At 41.7% G+C, this 18338-nt stretch carries 11 protein-coding genes; 6 read left to right on the top strand and 5 right to left on the bottom strand.

Annotated features, from left to right (window positions below):
* The 4 genes from hemL to AAFN64_RS03075 form a co-directional block, all read right to left on the bottom strand.
* Complete coding sequence (gene hemL / locus AAFN64_RS03090; RefSeq protein ID WP_347759250.1) at positions 1–1287, bottom strand: glutamate-1-semialdehyde 2,1-aminomutase; 1287 nt, start codon at positions 1285–1287, stop codon at positions 1–3.
* Positions 1287–2153, bottom strand: coding sequence for a glucosaminidase domain-containing protein (locus AAFN64_RS03085; protein WP_300491798.1), 867 nt, complete (start codon positions 2151–2153; stop codon positions 1287–1289). Before AAFN64_RS03085 ends, hemL begins: the two co-directional genes overlap by 1 nt.
* Positions 2146–3078, bottom strand: a complete 933-nt coding sequence (locus AAFN64_RS03080; protein WP_347759249.1) for a pyridoxal-phosphate dependent enzyme — start codon at positions 3076–3078, stop codon at positions 2146–2148. The genes AAFN64_RS03085 and AAFN64_RS03080 overlap by 8 nt, the downstream gene beginning before the upstream one ends.
* Positions 3079–3150: 72 nt before the next feature.
* The gene (locus AAFN64_RS03075) at positions 3151–5046 is read right to left on the bottom strand and encodes a T9SS type A sorting domain-containing protein (protein ID WP_347759248.1); all 1896 of its coding nucleotides are present in this window, start codon (positions 5044–5046) and stop codon (positions 3151–3153) included.
* 721 nt (positions 5047–5767) lie between these two features.
* On the opposite strand from AAFN64_RS03075, the gene AAFN64_RS03070 reads away from it, so the two are divergent.
* Both AAFN64_RS03070 and AAFN64_RS03065 read left to right on the top strand, forming a co-directional pair.
* On the top strand, positions 5768–9859 hold the full coding sequence (locus AAFN64_RS03070) for a GEVED domain-containing protein (protein WP_347759247.1): 4092 nt from the start codon (positions 5768–5770) through the stop codon (positions 9857–9859).
* A 400-nt stretch (positions 9860–10259) separates the two neighbouring features.
* Entirely contained in the window at positions 10260–14642 is a 4383-nt protein-coding gene (locus AAFN64_RS03065; protein WP_347759246.1) for a GEVED domain-containing protein, read from the top strand.
* 46 nt (positions 14643–14688) lie between these two features.
* Here the strand turns inward: AAFN64_RS03065 and AAFN64_RS03060 are convergent, their stop codons facing one another.
* Positions 14689–14949: a hypothetical protein gene (locus AAFN64_RS03060; RefSeq protein ID WP_347759245.1), complete on the bottom strand. Its 261-nt coding sequence runs from the start codon at positions 14947–14949 to the stop codon at positions 14689–14691.
* A 103-nt stretch (positions 14950–15052) separates the two neighbouring features.
* Between AAFN64_RS03060 and AAFN64_RS03055 the strand changes: the two genes are divergently transcribed.
* From AAFN64_RS03055 to AAFN64_RS03040, 4 genes are all read left to right on the top strand, one after another.
* Positions 15053–15229 carry a DUF5522 domain-containing protein gene (locus AAFN64_RS03055; RefSeq protein ID WP_300486042.1) on the top strand — a complete coding sequence of 59 codons (177 nt, stop codon included), beginning with the start codon at positions 15053–15055 and terminating at the stop codon, positions 15227–15229.
* Between the two features lie 136 nt (positions 15230–15365).
* The gene (locus AAFN64_RS03050; RefSeq protein ID WP_347759244.1) at positions 15366–17351 is read left to right on the top strand and encodes a urocanate hydratase; all 1986 of its coding nucleotides are present in this window, start codon (positions 15366–15368) and stop codon (positions 17349–17351) included.
* Positions 17352–17376: 25 nt separating this feature from the next.
* Positions 17377–17907, top strand: a complete 531-nt coding sequence (locus AAFN64_RS03045; RefSeq protein ID WP_300486046.1) for a DUF4136 domain-containing protein — start codon at positions 17377–17379, stop codon at positions 17905–17907.
* Positions 17908–17963: 56 nt separating this feature from the next.
* Positions 17964–18338 carry a group III truncated hemoglobin gene (locus AAFN64_RS03040; RefSeq protein ID WP_347759243.1) on the top strand — a complete coding sequence of 125 codons (375 nt, stop codon included), beginning with the start codon at positions 17964–17966 and terminating at the stop codon, positions 18336–18338.

Below are 18338 nucleotides of genomic sequence, written 5' to 3'. Positions count from 1 at the left end.
TTAAAGTGTCGCTGCTACTTTTCCTACGGCTGCAATTGTAAAATCGAGATCTTCGTAGGTCAATGCGTCTGTAATAAACCAGGTTTCATAGGCCGACGGAGCAATATAGATTCCTTCCTGTAACAATCCGTGGAAGAATTTTTTAAAGCTTTCGTTATCGCCATTTTTAGCCGTATCAAAATCAACTACCGGTCTTTCGTCAAAATGAACCGAAATCATCGAACCTACACGGTTAATCGTAAATACAACACCTGCTTTTTCCAACTGTTCGCGGATTCCTTTTTCCAGATAAGCCGTTTTTTGCTCCAATCGTTCAAAAAGTCCTTCGTTGGTATTGATATCCTGTAACATGGCCAAACCAGCCGCCATCGCTAACGGATTTCCGGACAAAGTTCCCGCCTGATATACCGGTCCTAATGGTGCCAGATAATTCATAATTTCATTTCGTGCGGCAAAGGCACCTACCGGCAAACCACCACCGATTACTTTTCCAAACGTTACGATATCAGCCTTAATTCCGAACAGTTCCTGCGCACCACCTTTTGACAGACGAAATCCGGTCATTACCTCATCAAATATCAACAAAGCTCCATGTTCGTCGCAAAGTGTCCGCAATCCTTTTAAAAAGCCCTCCTGTGGCGGCACACATCCCATATTTCCGGCTACCGGTTCTATAATAATGGCCGCGATTTCGTTTTTATTAGCCTCAAAAAGAGAACGCACATTGTCCAAATCGTTGTAACGGGCCAAAAGAGTATCTTTTGCAGTTCCCTGCGTTACTCCGGGACTGTTTGGCGCTCCAAATGTAATGGCTCCACTTCCGGCCTGAATCAGGAACGAATCGGAATGACCGTGGTAACATCCGGCAAATTTTATGATTTTATCGCGATTGGTAAAACCACGCGCCAGTCGGACAGCACTCATACAGGCTTCGGTACCGGAATTTACAAATCGGATTTTCTCGATTCCCGGCACCATCGAAAGGGCTAGTTTTGCGATTTCCGTTTCCAATTCTGTTGGCATTCCGAATGAGGTTCCTTTTTTTGCTTTTTCAATTACTGCCGTTACTACCGGCTCATAGGCATGCCCTAAAAGCATTGGTCCCCAGGAATTGATATAATCGATAAGACGATTTCCGTCTTCATCATACAAATAGGCTCCTTTGGCTTCTTTGGCAAAAATTGGCGTTCCTCCAACTGATTTAAAGGCACGAACGGGTGAATTCACCCCGCCCGGTAACACTTCTGACGCTTCAGCAAACAGCTGACTGCTTCTTGTATATAACATTATGATTTTACTTTTATGATTTGTCCTATTGCTATTGCGTTTGAGGTAAGGTTATTGATTTTTATCAATTCGTCTACCGTTACATTGAATTTTCTGGAAATGGAATACAGCGTATCCCCTTGCGCCACTTTATACGTCGAACCGCTAACTTCGGCATTTACCGTAGTCGTATCTTTTTTGATCACCGGTTTTGTATAACCGCCTCCAATAACTTCCGAATCGTATTTGTACAATTCGTAACGCTCGATAAGTCCGATGAGTTTTTCAGGATATTTGGGATCTGTGGCATATCCGGCACTTTTCAGTCCTTTTGCCCAGGCTACATAATCGCCTTTTGGCAATTTAAACAGGGCGGAATAACGGCTTCTTGTTGTCAGGAATAGTGAATGATCCCGAAACGATTCGGCCGGGTCGCTATATTTACGAAAGCATTCCTGTTCGGAATCATCGTCATGGCGTACGCTATCTCCGGTCCATCCGGTGTGGCATTTGATTCCGAAATGGTTGTTTGCTTTTACACATAAGGTTCCTACTCCGGCACCGGATTCCAAAATCCCCTGAGCCAGTGTAATACTAGCCGGAACGCCATGGTTTCGCATGTTTTCTTTTGCGGTTTCGTTAAACCTACCGATATACGCATTTACAATTTCGGTGGTTACTTTTATTTTTGAAGTCGCTTCGAGTACTTCCGATGGTTTGGAATTTTCCGAAGATGAGGAGTTTGTTCTCGTGGTTCCCGAGTGTGTTTTTACGGTTGTATTTTTCTTGGTTGTTGTAATCTTCGTCGGTGTCGTTCGCACTTTTGACGAAGATCCGCAGCTATAAACCAATATAAGCGTTAGCAGCAGGCAAATTTTTTTAATCATTATTCTCTTTTTTACAGACTTTGTTTTCTATAAGTAACGGCTTATTTTTCCGAGCCAATATTTTATTCATTCCTTCAATCCCTTGTAATCCCCCGGTGTGAATCATTAAAATTGCAGCTCCGTCAGGGAAATAGCCTTTTTCGATCAGATTTACTATTCCGTAGGCCATTTTACCGGTATATACCGGATCTAACAATACTTCCGTTTGGGTATAAAAATCATTATTAAAACGAACCAATTCGTCATTTATTTTTGCATAACCTCCAAAATGATAGTCATTTACCAGTTCCCAGCGGTCGTTGTTTACAAATTTACAAATCTCATCAGATAAAAACGAACCTTTTAACGCCGGAAAGCCAATTACTTTTTGATTTTCCCCACAGGAATTGATCAAACCTGAGATTGTTCCTCCGGTTCCCACTGCACAGCAAATGTGTGTAAATTGCGTTTTATCGGTTGTTTCCAATATTTCCTCACACCCTTTTACCGCCAGCGCATTGGTTCCGCCTTCGGGCAATAGGTAAAAAGCACCGTGTTTTTCCCGCAGTTTTTCTAAAAAAGCCGACTCGTCTTTAACGCGATAAGCTTCCCGCGATACAAAATCAAATTTCATGCCTTGTTGTCGCGCCAGACGTAAGGTTGCATTTGCCTCTATTTCGTTTTCCAGTTCTTCGCCACGTATTACTCCTATGGTTTCCAATCCGAAGTGTGCTCCTGCCGCTGCAACCGCTGCTATATGATTGGAAAATGCCCCGCCGAAAGTCAGCAATTTTGCATAACCTTCCTTTTGGGCCTGTTCGAGATTGTACTTCATTTTCCGGTATTTATTCCCGGATAAAAAGGGATGCACCTGATCTTCTCTTTTTACAGTAAGCGAAATCCCATTCGGAAATGAAAAAGGCAATACCTGATTGTAACTTTTCATAGTTGCAAAAATATCATTTTAAACAAAAACAGCTCCGAATTCGGAGCTGTTTTTAAATATCGTCTATAAATTTTAATTTTTTATTATGATTTTTCTACTTATTTCCTGATTATCCGAGGTAAGCATCCTTACAATATAGATACCATCGCTAAGATTTGCCGTCGGAAACGAATAGGTTGTATTATTACCCAATTTTGTTTTTTCGAAGATAACTTTTCCTACCACATCGTATAAGACTACTGTTTTTAAATCCAAAGCCATTGGGTTGGAAATTTGCAAAGCATGTCCGGAATTATCCTGATATACCAACAGACTGTTTTTAATCGTCTCTCCTAATCCCAGGTTACTATCCCGTTTAAAGGTAATCTCATAATCTGTTTTATTGGTTCCGGCTGGCAAATTCAATTCATGAACTCCATTTTTAATATCATAATACTGGTTGTTTACCTTATCGTGCAGGTACACATTTTGTACCGTATCAGCATTAATAATCTCTTGTACCGTTATCCTGTAATTTGCCGGTGCTCCATTTTTAAAACCAAGCGGAAGACGCTTGTTTTCATCAAAAGCCACCATATTGATTACGTATTCTTTATCATCAATTACAAAAAACATATCCGAAGGCAATCCATCATCGGAAGAAATCGCATCCATTCCTCTATCTACACCATCGGTAGCTTCAGGATGGAAACCGATTACACTTTGCCGAACTCCCTGATTATCGATTAGTGTATTAATACGAACCTGTGGTTGTGGTCTTACAGACTCATTCGTATAATCAATACCTGATACCGATAAGACTGTAGGAAAGGCCAAATCTTCCACAACCGGATTATAGGATGGTGCATTATCAGCATTAACACTGGCCAGTGCCGCCGAGCTTGCATTTCTTTCAAACTGAGAATTGTTAGTAGCCCCTTCTCTTACAAAAACGCGATATTGGTTCCGCATGGTCACCACACCTGCATTTGCTCCTGTGATAAGGAATCCTTGTGCGACAGGCGAAAAACGTCTTTTATATGAATTTCCGGGTGATGATGTTACCGTCCCCTGATTTCCGCCCGCATCATACGAGTAAAAAATTGCCGGAGTATAAATACCGGTTCCGGCTGTACCGGCTGTTACCTGTGCCAAGGTTGCTGCCGGTGAGAATGTCCCATAACCACCTCTATAATTGGCTAACGTATGTGAGTTTACCGTTTTGTCCTGTTCCCAGAATTGAGCAGTTCCGTCGCAAGCTGGATTATCCAAAAGGAAATAGCTTAAATCAATCGCCGAAGGATATGGATTTCCGGTAAGTGTTTGTTGCCCTACCATACATGGAATCACGATATCACCATCGTTTGGACGCCCTCTAAAATCAATTCGTTGGTGGTTTCCCGGATTATTGATAATCCCATCTACATTCGTGTTATCTGTACCGGCTGTTCCTTTCATTGTAAACCCTTCACCCGGAGCGATTGGCTGTCCGTTTCCGACATGAACCCATTGTGAATAGGCCGTAGCATTAACGAATTTCCATAACCATCTGGAAGAAATCGATAACGGATTTGATTGTCCATCATAAGATCCCCAAGGTAAAATTGTTGCCAGATCACTATTGATAATTGTATTAGGTCTGTAAAAAATTTTAGTCGCATCGGCATTAAAATTTCCCGCAATACCTTCCTGTCCGGTAACTATCGTCCCGACCGGAGAACACCAATAATTATAATCGTAATTACCACATGTTCCTTCCTGATAAACCGAAACCGTTCCAGCTCCTTTATTAGCCGTAACACCCGCTACACCTTGTAGCAACTGACCGTCTCTACGAAGGAACATAACCCCATTATTCGCTACATCCTGTTTTACAAACAGCACTTCATTATTAACAAAAACATGGGTGGAAGGACTCACATATACCTGGGCATGACTAAAAAAAATCCCCCCCAAAAGCACTATAAATAAAATCTTTTTACGAGCCATGATCAATATGTTTTTTAAGTTATTTATGCATAAAAGTATATTATCTAACATTACAATCTATTCACAAGGGACAAATTGTCCACAAAAGGGATATATTGTCCCAAAACAAGAAATTTTATCATTATCTCACGCATCGGTTATTCGCATTCGATCGTATTAATAGCTTTTACAAGCAGGTTAAATTTAATTATTTTTTTTTAAAAAAGCCAACTTTATTTCTATACAAAAAGTCCATTAACCTCTAAGAAACAACCATTTATTCCGCAGGCTATTATTTCAGCTCCTCTTTTACTATTCCTTTATACCTTTTAAAAATTTAGAATCAGAACTATTTCGTATTGCTCAATTTTGTACAATTCAAATTATTCAAGATTATGCTATACAAAAACAGACAGCACGATATCCTGTTTTTTGCGCTATATCTTCTTTTCCATAAAGCTTCCTTTACACCTTTCTTCACGCCTTATTTTAACCTTTTACACTATTAAAAGATCCATTTTAATATTACATAAAAAACACCAATAAACAAACAACAATACGAATTCAACATTATTAATTACAAATTAATACAAAAACAACATACAAAATCACAATTTACAACAAACAAAAGAAGTCAAATAGAGGTCAAAAACGTACTTTATCGATTAAACGGAAACCTTTATCGAAATTCGGTCAAAACGCATTTATCGCCCCCTTTTTAGTAGCTAAATTAGTATTGAAAATGAACCACTTAATATTTTCAAGTATGTTAAACAGCTACAAAAACAACCAAAAAACCGGCAACTTCTTTAAAGTTTCCGGTGCTTTTAACGCAACTCCTCTTACCGTTAAAAGCACGCAATTATTCAAAATAGTAGCCGGCTTATTATTGTGCTTCCAAATCGGACAGGCACAGGTAAGTTATTATACTTTTTCGGAAAATACCGCGACCTACTCGTCCATATCCGGAACGACCGCAATTGCCACTTCATGGGACAATAACGCCGCCCTTAACATCCCTATTGGCTTTACGTTTAATTACAACAGTACGAATTACACCACTTGTTCTATTTTGTCCAATGGTTTTATCACTTTTGGAACCACTGTAGCAGGCGATGCAGCCGGATACAACCCGATTTCGGTAAACGGAGCCGGTTTTGACGGGGCGATCAGTGCTTTAGGTATGGACCTTAAAGACAACGGGAATGCGATTACCTATACCACTACCGGAACAGCTCCAAACCGGACTTTTATCGTACAATGGAATAATGTAAGACGCGTATCTCAGTCCGGAAGTTTTAATTTCCAAATCCGACTTAGCGAAACAACCAATATCATACAAATCATTTACGGTACCTGTTCGCCAAGCAGCAACACGACATTAAATGCCGAAGTAGGATTACGAGGTCGTACCAATGCCGATTTCAATAACAGATCACAGAGTTCAAACAGCACCTGGTATGGCAATACGTCCAGCGGAACCTCCAACACCGATACCAACAGAACCCGAAGCAATAGTTATCCTAACAGCGGACTGGTTTATTCCTGGTATCCGCCGGATTATACTTACACCAACTGTACGCCGGCTTCTACTTCGTCGACGTATTATATTTCCAGTTATAAAATCACGGGAGCCATTGTGGAATCCTCCAATACTTCCGGATACAGTACCGGTGGTTATGGTGACTATACCAGTCTTGCTCCAGCACAACAAATTGCCGGATCGGATATCAATATTTCGTTAATACTAACCGGTAGTGCAGGTACCACTCAATATGTAAAAGCCTGGGTTGACTGGAATAAAAACGGTGATTTCACCGATACCGGAGAAACTGTCTTTTCTCCTACAGTGAGTGTAAGTTCCACAACATTTGGGTTTGTAATTCCCGCCGGAACCAATCCCGGTAATTACCGTGTACGTATTCGAACCTATTTATCAAACTCAACGTTTACACCTTGCGGAAGTCTTTCCAGTGGCGAAACAGAAGACTATCTGATCAAAGTAATCCCGGATTGTGGTGCTAAAATCACCAGTGCTCCAACAGTTGAATCTTGTGGCACAGGCCCGGTAACCTTATCAGTAACCGGATCATCGGGCGTAACGTCCTATCGCTGGTATACTACCGATACCGGAGGCTCTCCTATTTCGGGAGCAACCGCTGCGACCTATACAACGCCATCGTTAAGCGCTACCACAACCTATTATGTGACAGCCTTAAACGGCACTTGCGAATCGCTTACCCGTACGCCAATTATTGCAAAAATAAAACCGGTTCCAAATATCACCATTACACCGGCATCTCCGGAAATATGCGGTGATTCCGATTATTTACAAATCTCGGCAGCCGGTAGTACGGAAGTAGTCGAATTGTTAAACGAAAATTTTGAAGGTACCGGTTTGGGTAGTTTTACCAAATCCGGAAATGGAACTACCACTACCGAATGGCAGCAAAAAACCAGTGTGTTTACCACTACAACGGCCACCTGGAAACCGGCGATCAACTCCGGATCGGTTGGAAATAAATTTGCCTTCACGACATCGGATGTAAATACTACCGGTAAAAGTCTGATTATGACTACTACCAATTCGGTGAACACCACTAATTTTATCGATTTGACACTTAATTTCAGACACTATTTCTCTTACTATGGAAATGGCGAAACGGCTAATATTGAGGTATCAACCGATAACGGAACCAACTGGACCACGGTAAAAACTTACACCTCCACTCAAGGATATCCAAGTAAATTCGTATCCGAAAGCATTCCGTTAAACGCTTATGTAGGTGTTGCGAATTTAAAAATACGTTTCCGTTATGCAGCCGATTACTGTGACGGTTGGGCTGTTGATGACGTAGTACTATCCGGTACCCGTCCGTTAACGTCCAATTTCACATGGACCGGAGCAACGATCAATGCCTATATCGATGCCAATGGTACAACACCTTATACCAATCAGGCGGTAAATGTGGTGTATATCAAACCATCGGCTTCCCAATTGGAAGTAAACAACTGGTCGTTTAATGCCAATGTGCAATTAACCAATGGTTGTACCGCTACCAAACCGGTAACCGTTACCAACAAAACAAAAGTTTGGCAGGGAATTAACGGCAACTGGAACGATCCGAACAACTGGCTTCCGGTTGGTGTACCAGCAAACGATAATTGTGTGATCATTAAATCTGCGACAAATTATTCAACTGTAAACGGTTCTAACTACGAAGCACAAGCCAAAACACTAACCGTTCAGGCAAATGGCCGATTGGATATCCCAACCGGTAACGGGATTAAAGTGGTCAACAATATTAATGTGCTAACAAACGGAGCTTTTAACCTTGATTCCAGTGCGAGCATCGTTCAGGTTAACAGCACCACCAATACCGGTATTGTAAACATCAAACGCACCACACAACCGATGTACCGTTACGATTTCACCTATTGGAATTCACCGGTAACTTTAGCTTCCGGATTTACATTGGGCATGTTATCACCCAATACACTATCCGATAAATACATGAGATGGCAGCCAACCATTAGTAACGGAAGCGGAAACTGGGTTACCGTAAGCTCCAGCACGGTTATGGATCCGAAAATGGGATATATTGTACGCGCACCACAGACTTTCAGCCTTAATCCGCTTACGAAAACAACCTATACCGGAACTTTTATCGGAACTCCAAACAATGGCGACATCACCATTCCGATTGCAGTGGGAACCGATGCCAATGTTGGCGGTGCTGTAACCGTTGATGATGATCAGTGGAATCTGATTGGAAACCCATACGCCTCCGCTATCGATATTGTCAGCTTTTTGAACGATTCGTCCAACAGTGCTTTAATGGATGGTACCGTATACCTATGGACACATAACACCCCGCCATCTGCATTGTCACCAAGTCCGTTTTATGGTACGTATTCGTATAATTATACCGCAGCCGACTATGCAACGGTTAATAAATTCGGCGCTACCGCGACTGCTGCTACAGGAGGAAGCCTGCCAAGCCGTTATATCGCTTCGGGACAAGCCTTTTTTGTTAAAGGATTGGCCAATGGAAATGCTAAATTCACAAACAGTATGCGCGTGAGTTTACAGAACAACAGCTTTTTAAAAGCGGGCAGCTCCACTAAAACGAATCCGGAAACACAAAGTGTAGCCGGAGGCGAACCGGAACAACATCGTATCTGGTTAAATTTAGCCAACGAATCCGGTGCTTTTAGTCAGATATTGGTTGGCTATGACGCACAAGCCACTATGGGTTTTGACAGAAGTTTAGACGGTCAGTCATTTGGTGGTAACGGCGTTACGTTCTATTCGATAATCCCGGAAATGAATCTGACTATTCAGGCGCGTTCCTTACCGTTTAACGATCAGGATCAGATCCCATTAGGGTTTAATGCCGATTCGCAAAACACGTATCAAATTGGTATTGATCATCTTGATGGTATTTTTAACACCCATGCCATTTACCTGGAAGACAAACTGCTAAATGTAATTTTCGATTTACGAACTGCACCGTATTCCTTTACATCAGCAGCCGGTACTTTTAACAACCGTTTTGTATTGCGCTTTGCGAATAGCACTTTGGGAACCGGCGAATTTAGCCTTGAAAATGGCATCAAAGTATTACGCGGCAACGAATTGGCGGTACATTCGGCTACCGAAAAAATCAAAGATGTTACCGCTTTCGATCTTTTAGGCCGTAAAATCGATGAATACAAAAACACCAATGAAAACGATATCATATTGAAAAACGTTAAAAAATCGTCCAGCGTGGTACTACTAAAAATCACATTGGAAAACGGCGCTACCATAGACCGAAAAACGATTTTCTAAACACTTAACAACATTTCAAGACAAATCCCCTGTTTACTCAGGGGATTTTTATTTTGTAACAAACCGACTTTATTTCGTTTTGTTTCAAACAAAATAATCTTTTGGAACGCTACCACAAACTCCTCCTCCAAACACTTTTTCACATGTATTTTTATACAGAAAAACCTTGTAAAAAGCAAAAAACAAATCGTCTAAATTTCCGAATCTAAAAAATCGATAACCATCAGAAAAACAATACAAATCAAAAATAAGGCTGTATTACAAAAGCGCATCTTATCGACAAAAATGCACTTTATCGATTAAACGGAAACCTTCATCGAAATTCGGTTCCGAGACACCTTCTGTCTGCTTCTTAGTACATATTTTCGCACCGTAAAAATAACCCCAAAGATTTTTTATTATGTTAATTCGCCCCCGATTTACTTTTAAAATTGAAAACTTATTCAACTCAAAAAGCAACCTACTTTCGTTACTGCTTTTATTAGTTTGCGCTACCGGATTCAGTCAGGTAAGCAACTATACTTTTTCAGAAAGCACATCAAATTATACAGCTATTACCGGTGCAACAAATGCTATTAACAGCAACTGGGACGACAATGTAACGGCAAACAATATTCCAATTGGTTTTACATTTAACTTTAACGGAGCCAACTATACAACCTGTTCGGTAAACTCAAACGGGTTTATTACATTCGGAACAACACTTTCTACAAATACAGAATCTAGCCCGATATCAACCAATACCGGATATGCCGGTGCGGTAAGTGCTGTGGGAGTTGACCTTGTAAACAACGGAAATGCAATTATCTACAAAACGATTGGAAGCGCACCTAACCGTGTTTTTGTGGTGCAGTGGACAAATGCTGAGCGTAGCGCTCGTGGGGGGGATTTTAACTTCCAGATCCGTTTAAGCGAAACAACGAATGTTGTATCCATTTCGTATGGTTCTTGTGACCCATCAAACAACAACAATGTAAATGTTCAGGTTGGTTTAAGAGGAGCCAACAACAACGATTATAACAACAGATCCCTTTCAAATAACAATACTTGGGCGGGAAATACATCTGCCGGAACATCAAATAGTGCGACCGTAAGAACACGTAACAACGTATATCCAAATACAAACCTTTTATATACCTGGACTCCAGTAGTAGCTTGTGTGGCTCCTACCGCACAACCTACAGGACTTACGCTAAGCAGCATCGGAGTTAATTCTATGAACGGTTCGTTTACCGCAGCATCACCAGCTCCGGATAATTATCTTGTGATCGCCAATACAACCGGTACTGCGCCAACACCTGCAAATGGAACGAATTATACTATTGGACAAAACCTGGGTAGCACAAATATTGTAATCGACAACGACGGCAATACTACTTTTAGCGCTACAGGACTTTCGGCCAATACAACCTATTATTTCTTTGTATACTCTTTTAACTCAAACTGTACAGGAGGTACAAAATACAGAACAACATCTCCTTTAACCGGAAATGCTAAAACATTAGTATACTGTACAGCAACATCGACATCAAGCAGTTACTATATCTCAAGTTTTAAAACAACCGGAGCGATTGTAGATGCTGTAAACAACAATTCAGGTTACAGTACTTCAGGATATGGTGATTTCACCAATTTGGACGCTGTACAGCAAATTGCCGGTGGTGATCTTAACATCAGTGTGGTATTAACAAGCCCTGGAAATGACAGACAAGTTATCAAAGCCTGGGTTGACTGGAACAAAAACAACGATTTTACCGATAGTGGAGAAGAAGTTTACGCATCGAATACCGGTATTTTATCGACTACTTTCGGATTTGTAATCCCGGCAGGAACAACTCCAGGCAACTACCGCCTACGTATTCGTTCTGCTAATGGTAACAGCAATAGTGTTATTTCTCCTTGTGGCAGTTATTCAAATGGAGAAACCGAAGATTACATCGTTACTGTCATTGCCGATTGTCCTGCGAAAATCCTTACTGCACCAAATGTAGAATCTTGTGGTGAAGGCCCTGTGACCTTGACCGTAACAGGATCAGCGGGAGTTACTTCTTATCGTTGGTATACAAGCGAAATCGGTGGTTCTCCTATTGCAGGTGCAACATCGGCAAGCTACACAACGCCTTCGCTAATGATGTCGGCAACCTATTATGTTACCGCTGTAAACGGTTCTTGCGAATCGTTGGTTCGAAGAGCAATTACCGCTAAAATCAAACCGGTACCAAATGTTACTATCACACCTTCTTCTCCGGAAATTTGTGGTGATGATAACTTTGTACAGATTTCTGCAGCAGGTAGCACCGAATTGGTAGAGCTTTTTAACGAAAATTTTGAAGGTAGTGGGTTGGGTCTTTTTACCAAATCCGGTACTGGTACAACTGCTACTACTGAATGGCAACAAAAAACAAGTATTTATACCACTACAACGGCCAACTGGAAACCAGCGATCAATTCGAGTACAGGAACTACCGGAAATAAATTTGCATTCACAACTGCTGATGTATCCGGTAATGGAAAAGACATTATTTTAACGACTACAAACTCTTATAATACTTCAACTTTCCTGGATTTGACCTTAACGTTCCGTCAGTATTACTCGTACTATGGAAATGGTGAAAGTGCCACTGTTCAAGTTTCAAAAGATAATGGAGCAACATGGGCCAATGTGGTTAGCTACACGAACAGTCAGGGTGCTCCAAGCCGATTTGTAAATACTATTATTTACTTGAATGACTATATCGGCGTAAGCAATTTAAAAATCAGATTCCGTTACCAGGCAGGATTTTGCGACGGATGGGCTATCGACGACGTTATTTTATCCGGACACCGTCCGTTAACATCTAACTTTACCTGGTCGGGTGCAACTATCGATGCCTATATCGATGCAAACGGAACAACACCGTATACTAATCAGGCTGTAAACACTGTATACATCAAACCGTCTACAGCACAATTAGAAGTAAGCAACTGGTCCTTTACGGCTAACGTTCAGTTAACTAATGGTTGTACTGCTTCTAAACCGGTGAGTGTAACTAACAAATCGAAAGTATGGCAAGGTAATAATGGCAACTGGAATGATCCGAACAACTGGTTACCGGTAGGAGTTCCTACAAGTGATAACTGTGTGATCATTAAACCAACAAGCAATTCCTCAACCATCAATGGAACCAACTATGAAGCGCAGGCTAAAACCTTAACAGTTCGTACCAACGGTCGTTTAGACATCCCGGCTACTAACGGAATCAAAGTGGTTAATAAAATTGACGTAAAAAATAACGGTACCTTAAACGTAGATAATAACGCCAGTATCGTACAGGTAGACAATGTAGCCAATTCCGGAAATGTAAACATCAGACGTACAACAAAACCGATGTATCGTTATGATTTCACCTACTGGAATTCACCGGTAACATTAGCTTCCGGCTATACATTAGCGATGTTATCACCAAACACATTGGGTGACAAATACATGAAATGGCAACCAACAATCGGTGGTGGTTACGGAAACTGGATTAGCGTAAGCAATACTACAGCTATGGATCCAAGAATGGGTTATATCGTAAGAGCGCCACAAACGTTCGATCTTAATCCAAACAACAGAACTACCTATACGGCTACTTTCGTAGGAACGCCAAACAATGGGGATGTTACAATACCAATTGCTATCGGAACAGATGCTAACGTAGGTGGTGGTGTAACCGTAGATGATGATCAATGGAACTTGATCGGAAATCCATATGCATCCGCTATCGATGTGGTGTCTTTCCTTACAGACAACACCAACAAAACATTAGTAGATGGTACGGTTTATATATGGACGCACAATACCCCTATAGGTAACACAAATCCTAGCCCGTTCTATGGTACGTATTCGTATAACTATACGGCTGCTGATTATGCTACGGTAAATAAATTCGGAGCAACAGCAACAGCTGCAACAGGCGGAAGCAAACCAACCCAGTATATTGCATCCGGACAGGCTTTCTTCGTAAAAGGTTTAGCCAACGGAAATGCGAAGTTTACAAACAGTATGCGTGTTACTGGTAAGAATGATAATTTCATGAAAAACGGTGGTACATCAATCAACCCGGAAACACAATCGGTTGCCGGTGGTGAATCGGAAAAACACCGTATCTGGTTGAATTTAGCAAATGAAAACGGTGCTTTTAGCCAAATATTAGTAGGATATGATGAAGAGGCAACTATGGATTTTGACAGAGGTCTTGACGGACAGGCTTTCGGTGGAAACGGTGTAACCTTCTACTCGACTATTCCGGATATGAACCTTACAATTCAGGCACGTCCGTTACCATTTAACCAAGCCGATCAGATTCCATTAGGTTTCAATGCAAGCGCTCAGAATACCTACCAAATCGGAATTGATCACTTAGATGGAATTTTCGATACGCATGCGATCTACCTGGAAGATAAAACTACCAATACGATCCACGATTTAAGAACGGCTCCATATTCATTCACATCTGCTGCCGGTACGTTTGACAATCGTTTTGTATTACGTTTCAACAACGGTACATTAGGAAACGGTGACTTTAGCCTTGAAAATGGTATCAAAGTATTACGCGGAAACGAACTGGCCGTAAGCTCTTCTAACGAAAGAATCAAAAACATCACAGCATTCGATGTTTTAGGACGAAAAATTGACGAGTATAAAAATGTAGGTGAAAACGAAATCGCCTTGAAAAATGTAAAAAAATCATCTAGTGTTGTCCTTTTAAAAATAACACTTGAAAACGGAGCTACTGTAGATCGTAAAACGATTTTCTAATACCCTCCGAATAAAAACAAATAACCCCGATGATCGATCATCGGGGTTATTTGTTTTTCAGATACTTTATAAAATGCCAAAATGGTCGTTTCGACAGATAATCCGGATTGACTTCATTCGCATAAGCTTCCCGTTCAAAACAGATATGCCGATAAGCCATATGCCGATTGCCATACTGTCGCCACCGGATCAGGAACTCAATTCCGTACCAGACAAAAAAAGGAAGTACTACAAGTTCCAATTGTTGCCGGATATGGATTTTCTCATGATTCAGGAATACGGTGTCCTTTTTATCCTCCTTCCTCACAACAAACACAAAAGGAAAAACGGTAATGCCCCGAAACCCTTTTGGCGTTAAATATTTTAATACAAGTACGATCATTAACGGTAAAGTTCCTAAATTTGTCCGTATGGACAACCAAAATACTAAAAATAAATTAATCCCCGGAGAAGACTATTATTTGTCTCCGGAAGGCTATAAAGTATTTACCGAAGCCTTTCATTTAAAAAGAGGCTATTGCTGTAAAAACGGATGCCGCCATTGTCCGTATGGATTCAACAAAAACACCGGAACGATAAAAAAATAAAAAATGGATGCCATTTTAGTCCGCTATAAGATCAAAATTCACAAATCCTACCACAGGTCGGATATCCGCTATCCATAGCCGGGAATTTCCTGCGCATTTTTATCATTTTATAATACACGAAATTCACATAACAATCATGACGTTTCAAGAACAGATTTTAGAAGGAATTCCTTCTGTTTTACCACAACCAAAACCGTACGAAAGCACTATAAACCACGCGCCAAAGCGTAAAGAAATATTAACCGACGACGAGAAAAAACTGGCACTAAAAAATGCCTTGCGTTATTTCGAACCCGAACACCATGCCGAATTGATCAAAGAATTTTCGGACGAGTTGGAAACCTATGGCCGTATCTATATGTACCGCCTACGTCCGGATTACAAAATGTATGCCCGACCGCTATCCGAATATCCGGGTAAATCCGATCAGGCCAAAGCCATCATGTTAATGATCCAGAATAACCTGGATTATGCCGTGGCACAACATCCGCATGAATTGATCACCTATGGTGGTAATGGCGCTGTTTTTAGCAACTGGGCACAATACCGCTTGACAATGAAATACCTGGCCGAAATGACCAACGAACAAACGCTGGTGATGTATTCCGGTCACCCGATGGGATTATTCCCTTCGCACGCAGAAGCACCAAGAGTGGTCGTAACCAACGGTATGATGATCCCGAATTATTCCAAACCGGACGATTGGGAACGTTTTAATGCCTTAGGTGTTACCCAATACGGTCAGATGACAGCCGGTAGTTATATGTATATCGGTCCACAGGGAATTGTTCACGGAACTACGATTACCGTATTGAATGCCGGGCGAAAAATCGCTAAAAACGGCGAAGACCTGGCTGGTAAAGTTTTTGTAACTTCCGGTTTAGGCGGAATGAGTGGTGCGCAACCTAAAGCCGGTAATATCGCCGGATGTATCACCGTTTGTGCCGAAGTAAATCCAAAAATCACCCACATCCGTCATTCACAGGGATGGATCAATGAGGTGATTGAAAACATTGATGAACTGATCCTCCGTGTTCGCAAAGCACAACAAAACAAAGAAGTCGTTTCTATTGCCTACCTTGGGAACGTGGTAGACGTTTGGGAGCGTTTTTATGACGAAAATATTTATATCGATTTAGGCTCCGATCAGACCTCCTTACACAATCCGTGGGCGGGTGGCTACTACCCTGCCGGAATTTCCTTTGAAGACGCCAACGCCATGATGGCCAACGAACCGGTGCTATTTAAAGAAAAAGTACAGGAGACCTTACGCCGACATGCGGCAGCGATCAACAAACACACGGCCAAAGGCACCTATTTCTTCGACTATGGAAATGCCTTCCTTTTGGAGAGCTCCAGAGCCGGTGCCGATGTAATGGCGCCAAACGGTATCGATTTCAGATATCCAAGCTATGTTCAGGACATTATGGGGCCAATGTGCTTTGACTATGGTTTCGGACCATTCCGTTGGGTTTGTACTTCCGGAAATCCGGACGATTTAGCCAAAACAGATGCTATCGCTTGTCAGGTTTTGGAAGAAATGATGCAAACCGCTCCTATCGAAATCCAACAGCAGATGGCCGATAATATCCGTTGGATCAAAGGCGCACAGGAAAACAAACTGGTGGTTGGTTCGCAGGCGCGTATTTTGTATGCCGATGCCGAAGGACGTACCAAAATTGCCGAAGCCTTTAATCAGGCGATTGCCCGTGGCGAAATCGGATATGTGGTTTTAGGACGTGATCACCACGATGTATCCGGTACTGATTCCCCTTATCGCGAGACATCCAACATCTATGACGGTTCCCGTTTTACAGCCGATATGGCCATTCATAACGTAATCGGCGACAGTTTCCGGGGCGCTACCTGGGTATCCATTCACAACGGTGGTGGCGTTGGATGGGGCGAAGTAATTAACGGTGGATTTGGCATGGTTCTTGACGGTACTAAAGAAGCATCAAAACGTTTAGAATCAATGCTTTTCTGGGATGTAAACAACGGGATTGCCAGAAGAAGCTGGGCGCGAAACGAAGGCGCAGTTTTTGCCATTAAAAGAGCCATGGAATCGCAACCTTTACTAAAAGTGACCATCCCGAATCTTGTTGATGAATCATTATTTTAGTTAATCATAAAAACCTAATTACATTATGAAAGCAATAAAATACCTCCCGATACTACTACTCTTGGTCATCAGCTCCTGCAGCTCCGTTAGAGTAGCATCCGATTTTGATAACAGAACCGACTTTAGTCAGTATAAAACCTATGCCTTTCATAAAGATGGAATCGATAAAGTTGAGATTTCCGATTTAGACAAACGACGTATCCTTCGCGCCATTGACGATCAGATGACCGCCAAAGGCTTTACAAAAAGCGACAATCCGGATATGTTGGTTAATATTTTTACCAAATCCAGCGAACAGGTTAACGTGAGCCAGTTCAATACCGGTTGGGGTTGGGGATATGGCTACGGATGGGGCTGGGGTGGACCAAGTTACAGCACCGTTAGTACCACAACCGAAGGAACCCTTTATATCGACCTGATTGATGCCCGTAAAAAAGAATTGATCTGGCAAGGTATCGGAACCGGTGTTTTAACGCGAAACCGTGAGAAAAAAGAAGAACGCATCAACGAATTTGTTTCTAAAATTCTGATGCAGTTTCCACCGCAAAAAAAATAATGTAATTCACTATAAAACTAAAAAGCCTACCCTGTGTAGGCTTTTTTATCACTATCATGAACGATATCAGCACTTTCGAAGACGTACAAGCACTGGTCGATACTTTCTACGGAAAAGTACAGCAGGACGATTATATCGGACCGATTTTCAATAGTAAAATACAAGACCGCTGGCCGGAACATCTGGCCAAAATGTACCGGTTCTGGGAAAGCATTTTACTGGATAACCACACCTATTCCGGCCGACCTTTCCCGCCACACGCGCTTTTACCCGTAGACGCCACGCATTTTAACCGTTGGCTTACGATATTTACCGCTACGGTCGATTCCCTTTTTGCCGGACCAATCGCCGAGGAAGCCAAAGAAAGGGCTGCAAAAATGGCAGCCATGTTTCATTATAAAATAGAATACATTAAAAATAACGCAATATAA

It is taken from the genome of Flavobacterium sp. CAU 1735, assembly GCF_039888695.1.
Lineage (GTDB): Bacteria > Bacteroidota > Bacteroidia > Flavobacteriales > Flavobacteriaceae > Flavobacterium.
Note: the sequence above shows the minus strand (reverse complement) of the source record. Positions and strands in the feature narration are given on the sequence as shown.